19 protein-coding genes are annotated in these 16,031 nt (G+C 42.3%); 7 read left to right on the forward strand and 12 right to left on the reverse strand.

Features of this window, described 5'->3' with window-relative positions; genetic code table 11:
* Nucleotides 1–230 precede the first annotated feature (230 nt).
* Nucleotides 231–347 carry a photosystem II reaction center protein I gene (locus tag IM456_RS06290; protein WP_002732356.1) on the reverse strand — a complete coding sequence of 39 codons (117 nt, stop codon included), beginning with the start codon at nucleotides 345–347 and terminating at the stop codon, nucleotides 231–233.
* Nucleotides 348–743: 396 nt separating this feature from the next.
* Here IM456_RS06290 and rsmI point away from each other — a divergent pair, with 396 nt between their 5' ends.
* Entirely contained in the window at nucleotides 744–1,583 is an 840-nt protein-coding gene (rsmI, locus tag IM456_RS06295; RefSeq protein WP_149986688.1) for a 16S rRNA (cytidine(1402)-2'-O)-methyltransferase, read from the forward strand.
* A gap of 36 nt (nucleotides 1,584–1,619) precedes the next feature.
* Here the strand turns inward: rsmI and IM456_RS06300 are convergent, their stop codons facing one another.
* From IM456_RS06300 to IM456_RS06320, 5 genes are all read right to left on the reverse strand, one after another.
* Nucleotides 1,620–2,789 carry an LptF/LptG family permease gene (locus IM456_RS06300; protein ID WP_149986687.1) on the reverse strand — a complete coding sequence of 390 codons (1,170 nt, stop codon included), beginning with the start codon at nucleotides 2,787–2,789 and terminating at the stop codon, nucleotides 1,620–1,622.
* 31 nt (nucleotides 2,790–2,820) lie between these two features.
* A complete protein-coding gene (gene lptB / locus IM456_RS06305) occupies nucleotides 2,821–3,549 on the reverse strand; it encodes an LPS export ABC transporter ATP-binding protein (RefSeq protein ID WP_061432734.1) in 729 nt (242 codons plus the stop codon).
* Nucleotides 3,550–3,724: 175 nt separating this feature from the next.
* Nucleotides 3,725–4,225: an LptA/OstA family protein gene (locus tag IM456_RS06310; protein ID WP_149986686.1), complete on the reverse strand. Its 501-nt coding sequence runs from the start codon at nucleotides 4,223–4,225 to the stop codon at nucleotides 3,725–3,727.
* A 153-nt stretch (nucleotides 4,226–4,378) separates the two neighbouring features.
* Nucleotides 4,379–4,804, reverse strand: coding sequence for a DUF309 domain-containing protein (locus IM456_RS06315; protein WP_149986685.1), 426 nt, complete (start codon nucleotides 4,802–4,804; stop codon nucleotides 4,379–4,381).
* A gap of 9 nt (nucleotides 4,805–4,813) precedes the next feature.
* Complete coding sequence (locus tag IM456_RS06320; RefSeq protein WP_061432731.1) at nucleotides 4,814–5,173, reverse strand: ferredoxin thioredoxin reductase catalytic beta subunit; 360 nt, start codon at nucleotides 5,171–5,173, stop codon at nucleotides 4,814–4,816.
* 163 nt (nucleotides 5,174–5,336) lie between these two features.
* Here IM456_RS06320 and IM456_RS06325 point away from each other — a divergent pair, with 163 nt between their 5' ends.
* The 3 genes from IM456_RS06325 (at nucleotide 5,337) to IM456_RS06335 (ending at nucleotide 7,735) form a co-directional block, all read left to right on the forward strand.
* On the forward strand, nucleotides 5,337–6,566 hold the full coding sequence (locus IM456_RS06325) for an RNA-guided endonuclease InsQ/TnpB family protein (RefSeq protein WP_287691468.1): 1,230 nt from the start codon (nucleotides 5,337–5,339) through the stop codon (nucleotides 6,564–6,566).
* Between the two features lie 253 nt (nucleotides 6,567–6,819).
* Nucleotides 6,820–7,119 carry a DUF1816 domain-containing protein gene (locus IM456_RS06330; protein ID WP_287691470.1) on the forward strand — a complete coding sequence of 100 codons (300 nt, stop codon included), beginning with the start codon at nucleotides 6,820–6,822 and terminating at the stop codon, nucleotides 7,117–7,119.
* Entirely contained in the window at nucleotides 7,088–7,735 is a 648-nt protein-coding gene (locus tag IM456_RS06335) for a ComF family protein (protein ID WP_002795927.1), read from the forward strand. Before IM456_RS06330 ends, IM456_RS06335 begins: the two co-directional genes overlap by 32 nt.
* Nucleotides 7,736–7,777: 42 nt before the next feature.
* Here the strand turns inward: IM456_RS06335 and psbX are convergent, their stop codons facing one another.
* Nucleotides 7,778–7,897: a photosystem II reaction center X protein gene (psbX, locus tag IM456_RS06340; protein ID WP_002759073.1), complete on the reverse strand. Its 120-nt coding sequence runs from the start codon at nucleotides 7,895–7,897 to the stop codon at nucleotides 7,778–7,780.
* A 218-nt stretch (nucleotides 7,898–8,115) separates the two neighbouring features.
* Between psbX and IM456_RS06345 the strand changes: the two genes are divergently transcribed.
* Nucleotides 8,116–8,415 carry a hypothetical protein gene (locus IM456_RS06345; protein WP_079209413.1) on the forward strand — a complete coding sequence of 100 codons (300 nt, stop codon included), beginning with the start codon at nucleotides 8,116–8,118 and terminating at the stop codon, nucleotides 8,413–8,415.
* 191 nt (nucleotides 8,416–8,606) lie between these two features.
* Here IM456_RS06345 and IM456_RS06350 read toward each other — a convergent pair whose 3' ends face one another.
* The gene (locus IM456_RS06350; RefSeq protein ID WP_287691473.1) at nucleotides 8,607–9,509 is read right to left on the reverse strand and encodes a DNA adenine methylase; all 903 of its coding nucleotides are present in this window, start codon (nucleotides 9,507–9,509) and stop codon (nucleotides 8,607–8,609) included.
* A gap of 15 nt (nucleotides 9,510–9,524) precedes the next feature.
* Nucleotides 9,525–9,836 (reverse strand): type II restriction endonuclease, encoded by a 312-nt coding sequence (locus IM456_RS06355; RefSeq protein ID WP_287691475.1) that lies wholly within the window; start codon nucleotides 9,834–9,836, stop codon nucleotides 9,525–9,527.
* A 423-nt stretch (nucleotides 9,837–10,259) separates the two neighbouring features.
* On the opposite strand from IM456_RS06355, the gene ftsH2 reads away from it, so the two are divergent.
* Nucleotides 10,260–12,146, forward strand: coding sequence for an ATP-dependent zinc metalloprotease FtsH2 (gene ftsH2 / locus IM456_RS06360; RefSeq protein ID WP_287691476.1), 1,887 nt, complete (start codon nucleotides 10,260–10,262; stop codon nucleotides 12,144–12,146).
* 214 nt (nucleotides 12,147–12,360) lie between these two features.
* On the opposite strand, the gene IM456_RS06365 is transcribed toward ftsH2, so the two are convergent.
* Together IM456_RS06365 and holB are read right to left on the reverse strand one after the other, a co-directional pair.
* The gene (locus IM456_RS06365; protein ID WP_150977551.1) at nucleotides 12,361–12,579 is read right to left on the reverse strand and encodes a neurohypophysial hormones like protein; all 219 of its coding nucleotides are present in this window, start codon (nucleotides 12,577–12,579) and stop codon (nucleotides 12,361–12,363) included.
* Nucleotides 12,580–12,616: 37 nt separating this feature from the next.
* Nucleotides 12,617–13,582, reverse strand: coding sequence for a DNA polymerase III subunit delta' (holB, locus tag IM456_RS06370; RefSeq protein WP_149986678.1), 966 nt, complete (start codon nucleotides 13,580–13,582; stop codon nucleotides 12,617–12,619).
* Between the two features lie 12 nt (nucleotides 13,583–13,594).
* Here holB and IM456_RS06375 point away from each other — a divergent pair, with 12 nt between their 5' ends.
* Nucleotides 13,595–13,936, forward strand: a complete 342-nt coding sequence (locus IM456_RS06375) for a hypothetical protein (RefSeq protein WP_149986677.1) — start codon at nucleotides 13,595–13,597, stop codon at nucleotides 13,934–13,936.
* A gap of 585 nt (nucleotides 13,937–14,521) precedes the next feature.
* On the opposite strand, the gene IM456_RS06380 is transcribed toward IM456_RS06375, so the two are convergent.
* Nucleotides 14,522–15,694 (reverse strand): putative hexosyltransferase, encoded by a 1,173-nt coding sequence (locus IM456_RS06380; RefSeq protein WP_061432724.1) that lies wholly within the window; start codon nucleotides 15,692–15,694, stop codon nucleotides 14,522–14,524.
* Nucleotides 15,695–16,031 lie beyond the last annotated feature (337 nt).

The following is a 16,031-nucleotide window of genomic DNA, read 5'->3' on the forward strand; positions in this document are numbered from 1 at the left end:
CAAGCTTTTCTGGTCGGAACCCCCTAAGCCGAGTTTTCAAGGTGCTGCGCCGTCCACTTGGTTTTCGAGACTGGCCTTTTAATTCTAACGTAAAGCCAACCTAGAACGGCGGGGTTTCAGACCCAAAATTTCCGATGATACTACCATGATCATTATTTCTAGGGAGACAGGGAAAGTTTAATAACTTGTTCCCTGTGCCTCTACCCTAGAACCAGTTTGTTAATTGTCTTCTACTCAAAGTCTTTGCGTCCGGGGTTACGGGTAGGATCGCCAGAAAGGAAGCCAAAGATAAAAAGTAAGACAAAGAAGGAAACAACGATATAAACGGCAATTTTTAGGGTTAACATTACTAAGACGTTCTCCTTAGACTAGATTAATTCAATAACAGGGGTGATCATACCTTGACCTACTTTACCCCATTTGGGCGATCCCTGAACAGAGAAAAGCGATCGGTCTTCAGTCGTCAGTTATCAGTTATCAGTTATCAGTTATCAGTTATCAGTGATCAGATAAGTGGGTGGGTGGAATTAAATATAAGATGAACGTAGGTTGGGTTGAAGCATGAAACCCAACGCCCGCTCATGTTACGCTACCGCTAACCTATCCTACAAATAATTGTGCCTCCCTACTTATGAGTTTTTAGTGGACAGTCTGATCAGTGATCGGTGATCGGTTATCAGCCTACTGTTTACTGTTTACTGATCACTGAAAATACGACTAAATAGCCTATTTTTAGCCAATTTATGAATAATCTCGGTAAATTATATGTGGTGGGAACGCCGATCGGCAATTTAGACGATCTGACCTTCCGATCCTTGGCAACTCTCAAAAAAGTCGCTCTCATTGCTGCCGAAGATACCAGACACACGGGCAAATTATTGCAGCATTTTGATATTTCAACCCCTCAAATTAGTTACCATGAACATAATCGCCTTTCCCGTCTCGATCAGTTATTAAATATTCTCAGCCAAGGTCAGGATATCGCTTTGGTTACTGATGCGGGAATGCCGGGGATTTCTGACCCGGGTTATGAGTTAATTAAAGCTTGTATAGAAGCTAATATCGAAGTGGTTCCCATCCCCGGAGTAACGGCGGTAATTACTGCTTTAGCGGTGTCGGGATTACCCACGGAAAGATTCTGTTTTGAAGGATTTCTTCCGGGTAAGGAAAAGCTGAGACAAGAGCGCTTAGAGAGTTTAAAAACCGAAACAAGAACGATGGTTTTTTATGAAGCACCTCACAAACTTCTTAAGACTTTGGAGGATTTCCGCAAAACTTTCGTCCCAACGAGAAAGATAGTTTTAGGTCGGGAATTAACCAAGCTTTACGAAGAAATTTGGCGAGGAACTATCGCCGATGCGATTAATTTATATCGAGAGAATAAAACTCCTAAAGGGGAATTTACAATCGTAGTTATGGGCAACGATCAGGCGGATACTATCCAATTATCCGACGAGGAATTAAAACGGGAATTACAACAAATTATAGAACGAGGGGTTAGTCGATCGCAAGCCAGCAGACAATTAGCACAGGTTACTAATTTGTCCCGCAGTCGTTTATATAAATTAGCTTTGGAAATTTGATGATTATCAATTTTTATTCCCACCGCTAACCCTCGATTATTTAGCCGATTGAAGTAACAAAATTCCCCCGGCAGTTAATCCTAAAATATTGGGCAACCAAGCGGCCATCAAGGGGGTTAAAACTCCGCCAATGCCTAAGGAACTGGTGACAAAAGATAGGAGATAATAGGAGAAAATTAGGACAATACAAATACCGAAACTGGTGGCTTTGTTAGAATTTTGGGGACGTAATCCCAAGGCTGCCCCAATCATCCCAAAAACTAAACAAACAAAGGGTAAAGATATTTTCTGCTCGATTTGAACCTGCAATTTTCTAATTTTGGTGGGATTGCCGCTTAATTGCAGTATTTCTAGGTATTCCCGCGCTTGTCTTAGGGTCATTTCTGAACCATCTCGGCCTCGAAAAGCTAAATCTAAAGGGGTACGCGGTAGGGCTAATTGTTGATGTTGAAAGCGGACAATATTACGATAGGAACCATTAGGATCAATTAGATAAATTGTGCCGTTATAAAAATCCCAAATATTTTTTTCAATATTCCAAGAAGCTGATTCTGAGGTAATAATTTGATTAACTTCTGGCTGGGTGCGATCGAGAATGGTTAAACCTAGCATCTCTTGACCGTTAAATCTTTCGGCATAAAATAACCTTCTTAATACCGTTTGGGGTTCCCCTCCATCCGGTTGCCGCACTTTGCCGTATTCAGGATAAATAATATTATCTTCAATAAAAGATTTGCGATTTGGTCGCAGAGCTTTGGTCATGGTAGCATTAGCTTCATAACTGGCAGCCGGAGCCACATAATCATTAAAAACGTAGGTCAATCCCGTCACTATTAAACTTAGCACAATGGCGGGAATTATTAGGCGATAAACACTAATTCCAATACTTTTCAAAGCAATTAATTCGCTATCACTGGCTAAACGACTGTAGGCCATTAAAGCTGCTAAAAGTATCGACATGGGAAAGGCTAAAACGATAAACTCTGGCATTTTTAATAAGAGAATTTTTAGGGCCAAAGTAAAAGGTAAACCCGATTCAGTAATCCGTCGCACTAAATCAAATAAAGTCCCGATCGCCACTCCCAAAGAAGTGAATAAACCCATACCAAATAGAAAGGGCAATAATAACTCGACAAAAATATAGCGGTCTAAGATACTAAATCCGGGTATTCTACTTAAATTTCCTTGCCAATTGCCAACTTTCATGATATAATGCAGCGATTTTTATTAATAACAATTATCTGAAAAAATTATCACCCAAATAATACTGACGCACCAGAGGATTATTATAAAGTTCTTCGCCACTTCCCGCCGCTAAAATCTGCCCTTCGCGCATAATATAAGCCCGATTAGTGATAGCCAAAGTTTCTCGCACATTGTGATCGGTAATTAAAATTCCCATCTGACGCTCCCTTAAACCGGCGATCATCGCTTGAATCTCGGACACGGCGATCGGATCCACCCCGGCGAAAGGTTCATCTAATAATAAAAATCTGGGTCCGTTGACTCCCACCGCTAAAGCGCGAGCTAATTCCGTCCTCCTTCTTTCTCCTCCGGAAACGTAAGCGCCTTTAGTGCGAACAATCTTATCGAGGCGAAATTCTTTTAATAAATCATAGAGACGATTTGCCCGTTGGGAAAAGGGAACTCCCGACTGTTCTAGGGCTAACTGAATATTTTCTGATACAGTTAAATAACGAAAAATACTGGCCTGCTGCGTCAGATAGCCAATACCCAGACGCGCCCTTTGATTAAGGGGTAATTTGGTAATTTCTTTTTGATCGAGCCAAACGCGCCCTTGATTCGGTTTAATTAATCCCGTGGCGATATAAAAAGTTGTGGTTTTCCCCGCACCATTTGGTCCCAATAACCCGACAATTTCCCCCGGGGCAACAGTAATACTCACCCGGTTAACCACGAGCCTTTTACCGTAGGATTTATGGATATTTTCTAATACTAAAGTCATCTTTATCGGCTTTGGGTGTTGGGTGTGGGGACGTGGGGACGTGGGGACGTGGGGACGTGGGGACGTGGGGTGTAGGGTGTGGGGTGTGGGGTGTGGGGTGTAGGGTGTAGGGTGTGGGAAGAATAACTAAAAATAATCTCCTGATTCCTGATTCCTGACTCCTGACTCCTGACTATCACTGCGGGTTAATAATTGGGGCAGCGGGGAGGGAAGGGGAAGGTATGGGTGCGGGTGTCGGGGAAGCAGCCGGTTGGGGGGAAGTTTCGTTATCTTGGACTAAATAAATTGACTCCACCTGCTGACTGGTTTGGGGAGTAGCGATAAATCTGCCCTCATCGACAAGATAAGTCATCGTTTCGGCGCGGATACTGTTGCCTTCCTGCAAAACGTAAACGTTACCCGTCATCACTAAACGACGTTCGCGGCTAAAATACTGAGCTTGGGCGGAAGTGGCCTGCATTTTGCGAGCGGGATAGAACACTTGTACGTTACCCCTAGCAGTAATTACCCCCGTTTTTGAGTTTGCCTCCTGAATATCCGATCGCACTGTCATGGCATTACCTGGTACAATATTCTGCTGTGCTTTGACTAGGGGAGAATTGCCCAATCCCATGATTAAGCCAGCAGAAACGAGGGCAACTAGCCATCCTCTGATTTTTGCGGATCTTGCTCTCATAGAAATGTCACCTATAAGTAAATGGTTTCAATTAAATTGAAGATAGATTTTGTCTTTGATCCCCCCTTAATCCCCCCTTGATAAGGGGGGTGCTGACAATTTTTAACACCCACCTACTTAGAGGTAATTGTATTGACTAACTAATCTAGCTGTTTAGAGAAGCGGATGACTTTTGAGGATTTTCGGCAGAGAACAGATAGATCGAGCGGCGTGGGGATGAGGATGTTCCTGATTGCTTTTCATCGCTTCTAGCACTGCCGGTAAAGCTTGGGGATCGAGATTCTGTAAAAAGTTTAATAGATCCAAACTCTCCCCCACCAAGTGCGTCACGTTGATCCCCTCGTAATCGGGTTGATAGTGTTGCAAACGTCTAACCCCTTCTCCCAAAAGGATTACCGCTCCGCGCCAGTTATTATTTTCCAGATGGTAACAAGCGACAGCAATCTGCAAAATGCCTTGATAAAAGGTTTTTTCAGGCTCTGCGGACTCCATCCACAAAGCCTCCAGGGTATCATGACAAGCATAGAATTGCTGGCGATTAAATTCGTCGATTCCTTGGCCAAAAGCACTGGCTGTCATTACCCTAAACTAATGCCCCTTCATCGATTCGCGGACTTCTTGGATATAGTCGAGGGAAATTATCTGTTCTTCCCCAGCAAACTCGTTATCGGGGGTAATAAATAGCATACAGTGACATTCTTTCCGTTCCCGCATCGGTACACAGGGACAATTCCAGAAAGTATTTTTTACCTCCGCTTCTTTGTCTTCGTAGTGACGACAGGGACATAAAGGAGCGCCTAATTCGTCCTTATGACGCGCTAATCCCTCAATTACTACGGCTGTCACCGAGAGATCGCTACAGAAATAAGTATTTGTACCTTTAGCGTACTGTTCGGCAAACTTTTTCATCGCCTCAAGACTCTTATCCGTGTTTGTGATCTGGCTCATAGTTATCTGATCCCCTTAGCTTTCTAAAAAAAAACTTTTTACCTAAAATGTCAGCTTGAAGGAACCCTCGGTTTTACCTCGGAGATGAAAAGCTGACATCGCCTTGACACCTTGTACGATGAGTTGCTAGATTATAAGCATAACACATTGAGAGGTCGAGTCAATGCGAGTCATAGAGTTTAAGTTAAAAACCAATTCACACCAAGAGATAGCCATTCAAGAGGCTATCAGGGTGGGACAGTTCATCAGGAATAAATGTTTAAGATTTTGGATGGACTCTACCAAAGAAGATCAGGTTAACTATGGTACTTTGTGTAGGCTAACTACCGAATTATCTAATAGTCCTGAGTTCTCTTTTGTTGGTAAACTCAACTCTATGGCTCGTCAAGCAAGTGCCCAAAGAGCTTGGTTCTCTATATCCCGTTTTTATGATAACTGTAAAAAGCGCACCGCCCGCGCCGAATCGAATTCGGCGAGCGGACGGAGCAAGAAGGGTTTGGCGAAAAAAGGCTATCCCAAATTCAAAAAGTTTTCAAGGTCTGTCGATTACAAAACTTCTGGTTGGAAACTAACAGAAGACAAAAAGTTTATCCACATCACGGATAAAACAGGGATAGGAAAATTAAAGTTAATCGGCACTTTTAACCGTGAGATTCTCGATAAATCCACTATCAAAAGAGTCAGGCTTATTAAACGAGCAGATGGCTTTTATTGTCAATTTGTCTTAGACATTGAAAGAGTAGAACCCTTTGACTATACAGGAAAAGAAGTAGGGATTGATTTAGGTTTAAACCATTTATTAACCGACTCTAATGGGGATAAAATTGATAACCCACGGTTTCTTCGTAAGTCGGAAAAAAGACTAAAAAAGGCTCAACGTAAACTCTCAAAGAAGAAAAAGGGAAGCCAAAAAAGATTAAAACAGAAATCTAAAGTAGCTCGCCTTCATCTAAAAGTTTCTAGACAGCGTAAAGATTTTGCCGTCAAGACAGCAAAAGCGTTAATCCAATCTAACGATTTGGTAGTCTATGAGGACTTGAAGGTATCTAATATGGTGAAAAATCCTAAGCTTGCTAAATCTATTCAAGATGCGAGTTGGTCAATGTTCACCGATTGGCTAGACTACTTTGGGAAAATACACAGGAAGTTTGTGGTAGCGGTAAATCCACAATACACTAGCCAACAATGTTCTGATTGTGGCAATATCGTCAAGAAAACATTATCTGTAAGAACACATATTTGTTCTTGTGGGTGTGTCTTGGATAGAGACGAAAACGCCGCTATAAACATTCTCGCACGGGCAAATACTGTCGGGCGGACAGAAATTCAAGCCCTCGGACAGACTACCCACTGTCTATTAGGTGAAAGCTTAGTAGATAAGGTAACTGGATGAACAGGGAATCCCCAAGCGCTTAGTGCGATGGGAGCGTCAATATCCTATCTCGATCCGCTTCCCCTTGGCTGAGGGGAATTTTTAGAATATCTTTTGATTTTGCGACCGATCCCCTTGTTAATCTAATACGATAAAAAGACTCTCTTTGGCCAAAAGCTCGATTTTTTGGCCAGCAAATCGGAATTATGGGGGCAAAGTTCCTAAAAACCTGTCCTTGATTCCCGCAATCCCTGTACCCTATCACTACCAGAACATGATTTTATCTTTCTTGGAGACAAATAAAATTTCTGACGATAATACACCTTGGTGGCTGAAAATTACCTCCCTTTCCCCCCACTGTATTTACTATTTTGGTCCCTTTGCTTCTTTTGAGGAAGCAGAACAGCATCAGGGGGGTTATCTACAAGATATAGAGTCCGAAGGAGCGCAAGGAATCAGTCTTTCGATCGAGCGGAGTAATCCCCATTATTTGACCGTTTTTGACGATGGAAATCAGGATATAGCTAAAACTTTGACTTCCCATGCTCGAACCTTTTCTCGCTTTATTTCTTAAGTCTCCCTGTCCTCTTTGTCAACGGCAGAGCGAGCGAGAGCTTTGCCGTGATTGTGGGCGACAATTACAGTCCTATCGTCAGAATAACCCGCTTTTTCTCTGGCGTGGTTCTATTCCCCTGTTTATCTGGGGACGCTATGAAGGTAAATTAAAACAGGCGATCGCTAAAATGAAATATGATCGCCATCCCGCTCTCGGCTCTTTGCTAGGCAGTTGTATGGGGGAAACTTGGCTCCTTCGTCCTCCCCTCACCGATAAACGCTTGACGGTGATTCCTATCCCTCTCCACCCAGAAAGATTAAAGGAAAGGGGTTTTAATCAAGCAGAAGTTATTGGCGAGGGTTTTTGTCGTTTAACCGGTTATCCTCTGGCTAGTCGCGGATTAATTCGGATTAAGAACACGGCAGCTTTATTTAGTCTGGCAGCCGAGGAGAGAAAAAAGACGATGCAAGCGGCTTTTCAACTGGGGAAAAATTTACCGAAATCAGTGCCGATTCTCTTAATTGATGATATTTATACCACGGGAACCACGATTGAGGAGGCTGTGCAGGTTTTACAAACAGAGGGATATCGGGTAGTCGGTGCGATCGCTCTTGCCAGTTCCAAAATTAGCTAAAATGCCCAGACGGAATCGGTCTAGGCATTTTAGGATTTTAAATTAAGTCCGTTTGATCTTGTCGTATTGACTGATGAAAATCAAACCGATAGTAGCAGGGATCAGGACGATAGCCGCACCTAAAACAAGGCTCCAGAGAAAGTTAGCTAAAGAGGGTGTCATGATAGATAAATCCTTTGTCATATTTTCCAAGACTTAGTTTTTTATCTTATCACCTTGGGCGAGAAGACCTCCAGTTCCACGACCAGATAGATGCGATCGCAGGTTTTATATGTCTTCAATCCCTCAAAATAAAATCTCCCTTGACTTCTCAAGGGGATAGGGATGTTTGACAATAGGTGATAGTTACAAAACTTTAAACTAGATTGGCAAAGATTGTTATGGCTACTGACGATCGCAAACGTCGCATTCTCGATCATCTCTCCAGAAGTACGAGTGGTGCTGACTATATTCCTAAAAAACCGCTGCCAATTGTGGAAACTCCCCCGGTGGCAGCGGAACCCGTGGCAGCGCCGCCGCCAGTGACTCCTTCACCAGAATTAACTGCTAAAGAGCGCAAAAGAAAGATAATGTCCCATCTTTCCATGAGTAGTGAAGATTTTGGCGAAATTACTAGCACTGCCCCCGAAGAAAAGCGCAAACGCCAAATTAATGACCATCTACGCCAAAGCCAAGGATAAATAGTAAGGAGTGAGAATTAGCAACTAGGCATCTTCTAGACTGTTCTCACTCCCTCATTTTCTGCTGTCGATGGGGATAATCTAAGACGCATTTAAAGCGCTTATTCTTAAGATTAGCCGAATCTCCCCCAATCCCTTTACTGTTGCCTCTTGCCTCTTGCCTCTTGCCTCGTCTCAACAAGCAATTTAAATTACGAACAGCTTAATGACAGTTGTTGCAAATCAGTTCCTCGCTCTGGCAACAAGGGAATGTTAAAGTTAGTAATGATCGCTTCGGTGATCGGATGACGCAATTTTTCTGTGGAACCCACATGATAAAAATGCTGTTTAGTATAGATATAAAACTTATCAGCACTCCAATTTTTTTTAATTAAAGGATTGCTTCTAAACTGATTACTGTGCCAAGTGGACAAAATAAACCGACAAGAAATATCCTTTAAAATAGTCACCAAACAATCTTCATCCTCTTCAGACCAAGAGTTAAAATAATCGACGTGTCTCCCTAAATAAGGAGGATCGAGATAGATCAAGTCTGTTTTTTGCCAATCAGATAAAGTCTCTCGAAAGTCAGCAACTTGAAAATTATAATCAGTTTTAATAAGAATATTTTCTAGGGCAATAACTTGATTGACTATTTTGGTAATATATGCTTGAGAAAAGCGTTCTGATTTATGACAGTAAGGGACGTTAAACTGTCCCTTACGATTGAATCTCATCACGCCATTAAAACAGGAGCGATTCAGAAATAAAAAATCTAGAGAATTAGGAGATTGATTAAATCTTTCTCGTACTTGATAATAATAACTTTCTCCCTGATCCTTAAGAACTTGACCATTTTCTTGCAAAAAAAGCTTAACAGTTTTACTGGTAATAACTTGATTTTTTAGATTATTATAAAACTGGATAATATGAGTATTTGTGTCCGCAAGTAAAGCCTTTTTGGGATTAATATTAAAAGCCACCACTCCCGATCCAGAAAAGGGTTCTATCCAACGCCCAAAGCTCAGATCAGACACAATATTTTTAACATCTTTCACAAATTTAGTTTTAATTCCTTGACACTTAATCGGTGGCACAAGTGGCGTTAACTTCACTAAACACTCTCCTCATCAACAGTAATCTCTATCCACAGCAAACTTAGCTCCTGTTGGCTCGTGAATAAAGGTCAAATCAGGGTAAAAATTTTGTTGAGATACTAACTCTATCTTTAATTGGTTACATCTAGCAAAATTATCAAATATGGGAAAAAGAAGCAATTCTAGGATTTTGGAGATGATTTTCGTATCAATAGATATAGTATATACTTTTTTATGTATATCGATAAAACCCTTAATAATCCATTCACCTTCATTAGTTGACACAGTTTGAGCAAAGGAAGAAGTTTGATGTTGTAAAAGTTGCAAAAAATGTTCTGGAGTCATAAATCTCTCAGATAATCAGTGGCTTTTGATAAGCTGTTCAGCCTCTAAATTTCCGAGCAGATCGAGGAAAGGCAAGGGTTTCAACACCGTTCACCCACGATTTAAATTGCGAACAGCTTATACACTGTGTAGTTTACACGCTCTAGAGTAAAGAATAGTAAAAACTTCTACTGTTAAATCTTGACCATCGAGATAGTCCTTCTCTAATCCAGCTTATCCCAGAAACCATGAGACTCTTGCTAGAACAAATGAACTAAAAAAATCTCTCGTCACCATTCTTGTCAGAATTATGAGAATTACGTTACATTTAGTTAAGATTTAATTGGCTGCGGGGATTAATCTCGAAAAAATAACCTAAAATCCTTGACAAAAACAGCTAAATGAGTTAGGCAAAAATCTTTATCCTAGAACCACTAAACAAACATGAAACTATCCTGGAAAACGATTTTACTGTGGACATTGCCCGCCCTTGTGGTCGGTTTTTTCCTCTGGCAAGGCACTTTTGCCACGGCCACCAGTAATATCGGCAATAACACCGCCACTACCCGCATGACCTACGGACGCTTTCTAGAATACCTAGACAGTGGTAGGGTTGTCAGCGTCGATCTCTACGAAGGGGGCAGAACCGCGATCGTACAGGCCCTAGATCCGGAACTAGAAAACCGAGTACAACGCCTACGGGTCGATTTACCGGCCAATTCCCCGGATTTGATCGCCCGTTTACGCGATTCTAAAATTAGTTTCGATGCTCACCCGATGCGGAATGACGGCGCTTGGTGGGGATTCCTCGGTAATCTACTTTTCCCCTTTTTGCTGATTGCCGCTCTCTTTTTCCTGTTCCGCCGTTCTAATAATATCCCAGGCGGTCCGGGTCAAGCGATGAGTTTTGGTAAATCAAAAGCCCGTTTCCAGATGGAAGCAAAAACCGGCATCACCTTTGATGATGTGGCAGGAATTGACGAAGCGAAGGAAGAATTACAGGAAGTTGTCACTTTCCTCAAACAACCGGAGAAATTTACCGCCGTCGGGGCCAAAATCCCCAAAGGAGTCCTGTTAGTTGGTCCTCCGGGTACGGGTAAAACCCTGTTGGCTAAAGCGATCGCCGGTGAAGCGGGTGTACCTTTCTTCAGCATTTCCGGTTCGGAATTTGTGGAAATGTTTGTCGGTGTCGGTGCTTCTCGCGTGCGCGATTTGTTCAAAAAAGCCAAGGAAAATGCTCCCTGTTTGATCTTTATCGATGAAATTGACGCGGTAGGTCGTCAACGGGGTGCCGGTATCGGTGGTGGTAACGATGAACGGGAACAAACCCTGAACCAATTATTGACAGAAATGGACGGTTTCGAGGGGAATACGGGAATTATCATCATTGCCGCCACTAACCGCCCCGATGTTCTCGATTCCGCTCTCATGCGTCCGGGCCGTTTTGATCGGCAAATAACCGTGGATGCGCCCGATTTTAAAGGTCGTTTAGAGATTTTAGACGTTCACGCCCGCAATAAAAAGCTGGCTAACGACGTTTCCATCGAAGCGATCGCCCGTCGCACTCCGGGGTTCAGTGGAGCAGATTTAGCTAATTTACTGAACGAAGCGGCAATTTTAACCGCTCGTCGTCGCAAAGAAGCCATTACCCTCCTAGAGATAGATGACGCGGTAGATCGCGTTATCGCGGGTATGGAAGGCACTCCTTTAGTCGATAGCAAGAGCAAGCGCCTAATCGCTTACCATGAAGTGGGCCATGCGATCGTGGGTACGCTCTTAAAAGATCACGATCCCGTCCAGAAAGTGACTCTGATTCCCCGGGGACAGGCCCAGGGTTTAACTTGGTTCACTCCCAACGAAGAACAGGGTTTAACCACGAAAGCGCAGTTAATGGCCCGGATTTCCGGTGCTTTGGGTGGTCGGGCGGCCGAGGAAGAAATCTTCGGCTATGATGAGGTGACTACCGGTGCCGGTGGCGATTTACAGCAAGTCTCTGATATGGCCCGTCAGATGGTGACTCGTTTCGGGATGAGCGATTTGGGTCCTTTGTCCCTAGAAAGTCAGGGGGGTGAAGTGTTCCTCGGTGGCGGTTTGATGACTCGTTCCGAGTATTCTGAGAAGGTCGCTACTCGCATCGATGATCAGGTGCGATCAATCGTGGAACACTGCCATGAAATTTCTCGGCAAATTATTCGCGATCATCGCGAAGTGATCGATCGAGTGGTAGACCTGCTGATCGAAAAAGAAACAATCGATGGGGGAGAATTCCGGCAGATTGTGGCTGAATACGCCTACGTTCCCGAAAAAGAACAGTTTGTACCACAGTTATAGGTTGATTTCAATTCATAGGCGCTCGGGTGGGTTAAAGCTCACCCGATTTTTTTATCCCAATTAAGGGTTCAAAAGCTGCAAAAATAAGGATTAAATTGCCTAAAATCTGTAAATAGACAATTTAATTGATTATTATTCTCATTCTTAATTCTCCTGACTACTGACTACTGGCTACTGACTCCTAACCCTAACAATAATTTTTTGATTTTTACAATTAGTCGTCATCATCATCGTCATCGTCTTTTTTATCCCGTTGATTATTGCCGTCTTTTTGCTGCTTTTCCCCGTCTTTATCGCTATCTTCGTCTTTTTGCGGGGATTCCACCGTGGTAGGGACGTTTTTCGGTTCTTCGGCTTCTTTTCCTCCCTGACAAGCACCTAAAACCGTAGTCAAAGTTAACAGAATCAGCAAAACTAAGGATTTGATTTTCATGGTCTTTCTCCCCACTCGATCGATAAATATAACAATTTTAAGACTTTTGGGCGGTGGATAGCTTGGCTAATGCCAAGAAAGTGCATTCCCAGACTAAACGGGGTTGAACGTAGGCTAACAGCTGCCGGCGGGTTTTTTCCAAGATTTCTAAAATCGATCGCTCTCGTCGTCGTTGCCAATCCTCATACTGAAGATAACTTACATACCATAATTGGGTTTCCGTGTCAAGAGTTTGAGCGATAATTTTGGCTAATTCCAGTGCTTGGGAAAGTTTTAGGGGAAATTTGCTCAAAGATCGCGGTAAATCTTGGGGGAGACTGTCGAGAAACTCTAAAGCGGCGATCGCTTCTCCGGGGCTACCTTGGGCTAAACCGAGAATTGCTGGATAATTGAGAACGCGAGCGTGTCCGTTAGAGCGGAGGACTTGAGCGAGATTTTCTTCCGAAAGACGCTGAAAAGGGATATGTTGACAGCGAGAAACGAGAGTGGGTAGTAAAGAGGAAGGACTGGGAGCAATCAGGATTAAAGTGGCTTTTCCCGGTTCCTCAAGCGTTTTTAAGAGGGCATTTGCTGCTGATTCCGTCATGGTGTCTGCTTGCTCGATCACTACCACAGAGCGGGACGATTCCAGGGGAGGACGACTTAAAAAGTTAGTAATCTCGCGAATTTGTTCGATGCGGATTTGCGGGGGGGCTTTACGCTTGAGATTGCTTTCCTGTGCTTCTTTTGCGGTGAGCAGTTTGCCTTGGTGTTGATAAGTGGGTTCAATCCAGAGTAAATCGGGATGATTGCCCCCCAGAAAGCGTTTCAGGATTAATTCCCTTGCTTCCGGCGATCGATCTCTAGTTAACAAGTCTTGACAGAAACATTTTGCGGCCAGATTGCGTCCAATCCCCTTAGCGCCGGCGAATAAGTAAGCGGGAGCGATCGAATTGATTTCAAGCGCTCTTTGTAGTAGTTCAATGGCCTGATTTTGACCGATTAACCGTGACCAATCTATCATCTTTTCCCTGCCATGGCTCGCTATTCCTGTTCTTATTTTGTCGGAATTTCTCCCCATCAGACCGGGCTTTTATACGATGATATCCTAAGTTTGGGTGAATTTGAAATCATCAAGCGCCGGACCGATGTCTTGCTTTTATCGGAAGTTCCTAACGATGCTCTCTTTCCCCAGTTAGTGAAAGTGGAATTATTTATTCATCCTCCCACTAGCTCGGAGCTTCAGATTGATTTATTGGTAAAAAATCATGAATTGCCCCTGAGAACTAATAATCGTTGTCGGCAATTTTTCCAATCTATTCACCAGATTATTACCAAAAATTATCAAGGCCAATCCCTGACCAGAATTACTGCTTAACCCGATTTGTTCCTGTCTCCGTCAACTGACAAAGACGGGTACAAAATACCATCTTATAGCAGTTATCTTAATGGTGAGGTGGGAAGTCTCTAGTTTTTGGGAACGCCAGAACAGTAGCTGGTCATCCAGAGATGATACCAAATTGGGTGCATCTCAATTTGGTCGAAATATCTATATTAGAGCGTTTCTCCTAAAGATGAAGTGTAACCCAATTTAGTAAGCTAAACGGCGCTTAACCTGCATGATCCAACAGCTATAACCCTTTTGGAGTCTATATCGGTGATCCGAAGTAAAAGCCGTTTAGCTTATAATGTTTATTCACTTTTCCTGGTAACGCTGGCCATCACCCACGCCAGATAACTTCTGCATCATAGCGATCCAGTTTCGACGGTCGCTGTGCATGGGCTTTGTTAGACTAAGAGCCCACAATCTCAGGAATTGGGCTCTCCCAGGTTTGGTGGGTAAAATGTATTCTAAGATACATTCCTCCTAGCGAGGGAGTGGAAGGAACCACAGAGACACAGAGGACACAAAGATCGATCGATCTAGGTCTATGTCCTCTGGCAATAACAGAAAGGAAAATTGTTAGAGTAATTTCTGTTGTTCAGCTTCCTGAAGAGTTTGATGTAGATGATAAAGAGTAATTAATATTGTCAATCCTAAAATGAGAGACAAGATTGGCAAAGAAACTATCTCCACTCCTACACCATGTTGACGCATTAGATAAGGAAAATAACTGAAGAGAGATACAAGATTAATAATAATTGGCACGAAAAAATAACGGGGGTAATAAAAACCAAAAATAATGGAAATAACATCGGCAGCAAAAAAGTATCTTTCGTGCATCTTCGGCAGTACATAAGGGACAACCAAGACTGAGATAAGAGCCAGTTGAATCATTACTGGTGTAGTAATTTTAAGGTGACTTTTGTAAATTATGTAAACGAGGTACACAATAACAGTTACTGTCAGCAATGATCCCAGGGGAACAACCCTTGAATAAAATTGATTGGAAATCCATAGATATAGATTAGGAGCATTTAATGTCAGATATTTAAATGTTCCGGCTTGATTGAGATAAATTGACAATAAACTGTTTATTGATCTGCCTGCCATCCAACTTGGAACTAGAGAGATAAAATATACTAAGGGAACAATTAATAATGAAGACCAAGAGATATATTTTTTGACACCAAGCATGATTAAAAAAGGCGCAAAAAACATTGCTTGTTGCTTAAAAGAAACAGCGATACCAAAACATATTAATCCTAATATATTTCGCTCAATAGCTAGATAATAGAGACAGGCAACTAACCAAAATGTATAAAGCATATCTGTCTGTCCCCAGTAAGAACTATTCAAAAAAACTGTAGGGGAAAACAAGACAATAATAGCAGCAATAATTGGTAATTTGCCTCTAGAATATTTGAGGCGAACTAGCTTATAAACAAAAAAAGCACAGAGAAAATCAAAAGGGATTGTAATCAGCTTGATAGCAAGAATTTTAGGCAAACTAGAATAAATATAAGAAGCAATAACCATTAAATACAAGTAAGGAGGATTGTAGTTAGCAAAATCATATTTAAAAGCACTAAATCCTCCGTTCTGGACGATAAAATCATACCACTTACTGTAATATTTCATATCCGAGGTTGAGTTTTGCCAGCGACTCAGCCGTAGTAAAAAGGCAAGAATTACACTAATTATCACAATGGTTTGATTTTCAAATCTGCGCCAGAAACTTTGTAGTAAATTCATGAAAAATAACCTAATTAAACATCAAATATTAAGTGTAAGTAGCTGGTTGTAATTAAATATGAAACTTGGGATGGGCATCTTGCCCGTCCACAGGAACTAGAAGCCTCTTCCACTGTCTAACAACTGTAACTGTTCAGGGGGGGGGTGTCAAGCAGCCAGTGGTATTGACCCTGTGGAAGGACTCTCCTGGAGCAGCAGCTATCCATTAGTCAGATCTTTCTTAACAAAAAGAGAAGAAACTTAAAAAAAGGGGAAACGATTGATAGGTATAGTTTTGAAAGAAGGAATCAAGGTGGAGGTAAGCAAAAAAATGGAGAAATGGGCAGCCCAAGAATTA

Source organism: Microcystis sp. M079S1 (assembly GCF_020246425.1).
Classification (GTDB): domain Bacteria; phylum Cyanobacteriota; class Cyanobacteriia; order Cyanobacteriales; family Microcystaceae; genus Microcystis; species Microcystis aeruginosa.

Bases quoted from the DNA above. Each gene is read 5' to 3' on its own strand.
- psbX (WP_002759073.1), bottom strand. From the start codon at position 7,897: ATGACACCCTCTTTAGCTAACTTTCTCTGGAGCCTTGTTTTAGGTGCG.
- ftsH2 (WP_287691476.1), top strand. From the start codon at position 10,260: ATGAAACTATCCTGGAAAACGATTTTACTGTGGACATTGCCCGCCCTT.
- IM456_RS06375 (WP_149986677.1), top strand. From the start codon at position 13,595: ATGGCTCGCTATTCCTGTTCTTATTTTGTCGGAATTTCTCCCCATCAG.
- IM456_RS06300 (WP_149986687.1), bottom strand. From the start codon at position 2,789: ATGAAAGTTGGCAATTGGCAAGGAAATTTAAGTAGAATACCCGGATTT.
- IM456_RS06365 (WP_150977551.1), bottom strand. From the start codon at position 12,579: ATGAAAATCAAATCCTTAGTTTTGCTGATTCTGTTAACTTTGACTACG.
- IM456_RS06310 (WP_149986686.1), bottom strand. From the start codon at position 4,225: ATGAGAGCAAGATCCGCAAAAATCAGAGGATGGCTAGTTGCCCTCGTT.
- IM456_RS06330 (WP_287691470.1), top strand. From the start codon at position 6,820: ATGATTTTATCTTTCTTGGAGACAAATAAAATTTCTGACGATAATACA.
- holB (WP_149986678.1), bottom strand. From the start codon at position 13,582: ATGATAGATTGGTCACGGTTAATCGGTCAAAATCAGGCCATTGAACTA.
- IM456_RS06315 (WP_149986685.1), bottom strand. From the start codon at position 4,804: ATGACAGCCAGTGCTTTTGGCCAAGGAATCGACGAATTTAATCGCCAG.
- IM456_RS06320 (WP_061432731.1), bottom strand. From the start codon at position 5,173: ATGAGCCAGATCACAAACACGGATAAGAGTCTTGAGGCGATGAAAAAG.
- IM456_RS06290 (WP_002732356.1), bottom strand. From the start codon at position 347: ATGTTAACCCTAAAAATTGCCGTTTATATCGTTGTTTCCTTCTTTGTC.
- IM456_RS06355 (WP_287691475.1), bottom strand. From the start codon at position 9,836: ATGACTCCAGAACATTTTTTGCAACTTTTACAACATCAAACTTCTTCC.
- lptB (WP_061432734.1), bottom strand. From the start codon at position 3,549: ATGACTTTAGTATTAGAAAATATCCATAAATCCTACGGTAAAAGGCTC.
- IM456_RS06325 (WP_287691468.1), top strand. From the start codon at position 5,337: ATGCGAGTCATAGAGTTTAAGTTAAAAACCAATTCACACCAAGAGATA.
- IM456_RS06380 (WP_061432724.1), bottom strand. From the start codon at position 15,694: ATGAATTTACTACAAAGTTTCTGGCGCAGATTTGAAAATCAAACCATT.
- IM456_RS06345 (WP_079209413.1), top strand. From the start codon at position 8,116: ATGGCTACTGACGATCGCAAACGTCGCATTCTCGATCATCTCTCCAGA.
- rsmI (WP_149986688.1), top strand. From the start codon at position 744: ATGAATAATCTCGGTAAATTATATGTGGTGGGAACGCCGATCGGCAAT.
- IM456_RS06335 (WP_002795927.1), top strand. From the start codon at position 7,088: ATGCTCGAACCTTTTCTCGCTTTATTTCTTAAGTCTCCCTGTCCTCTT.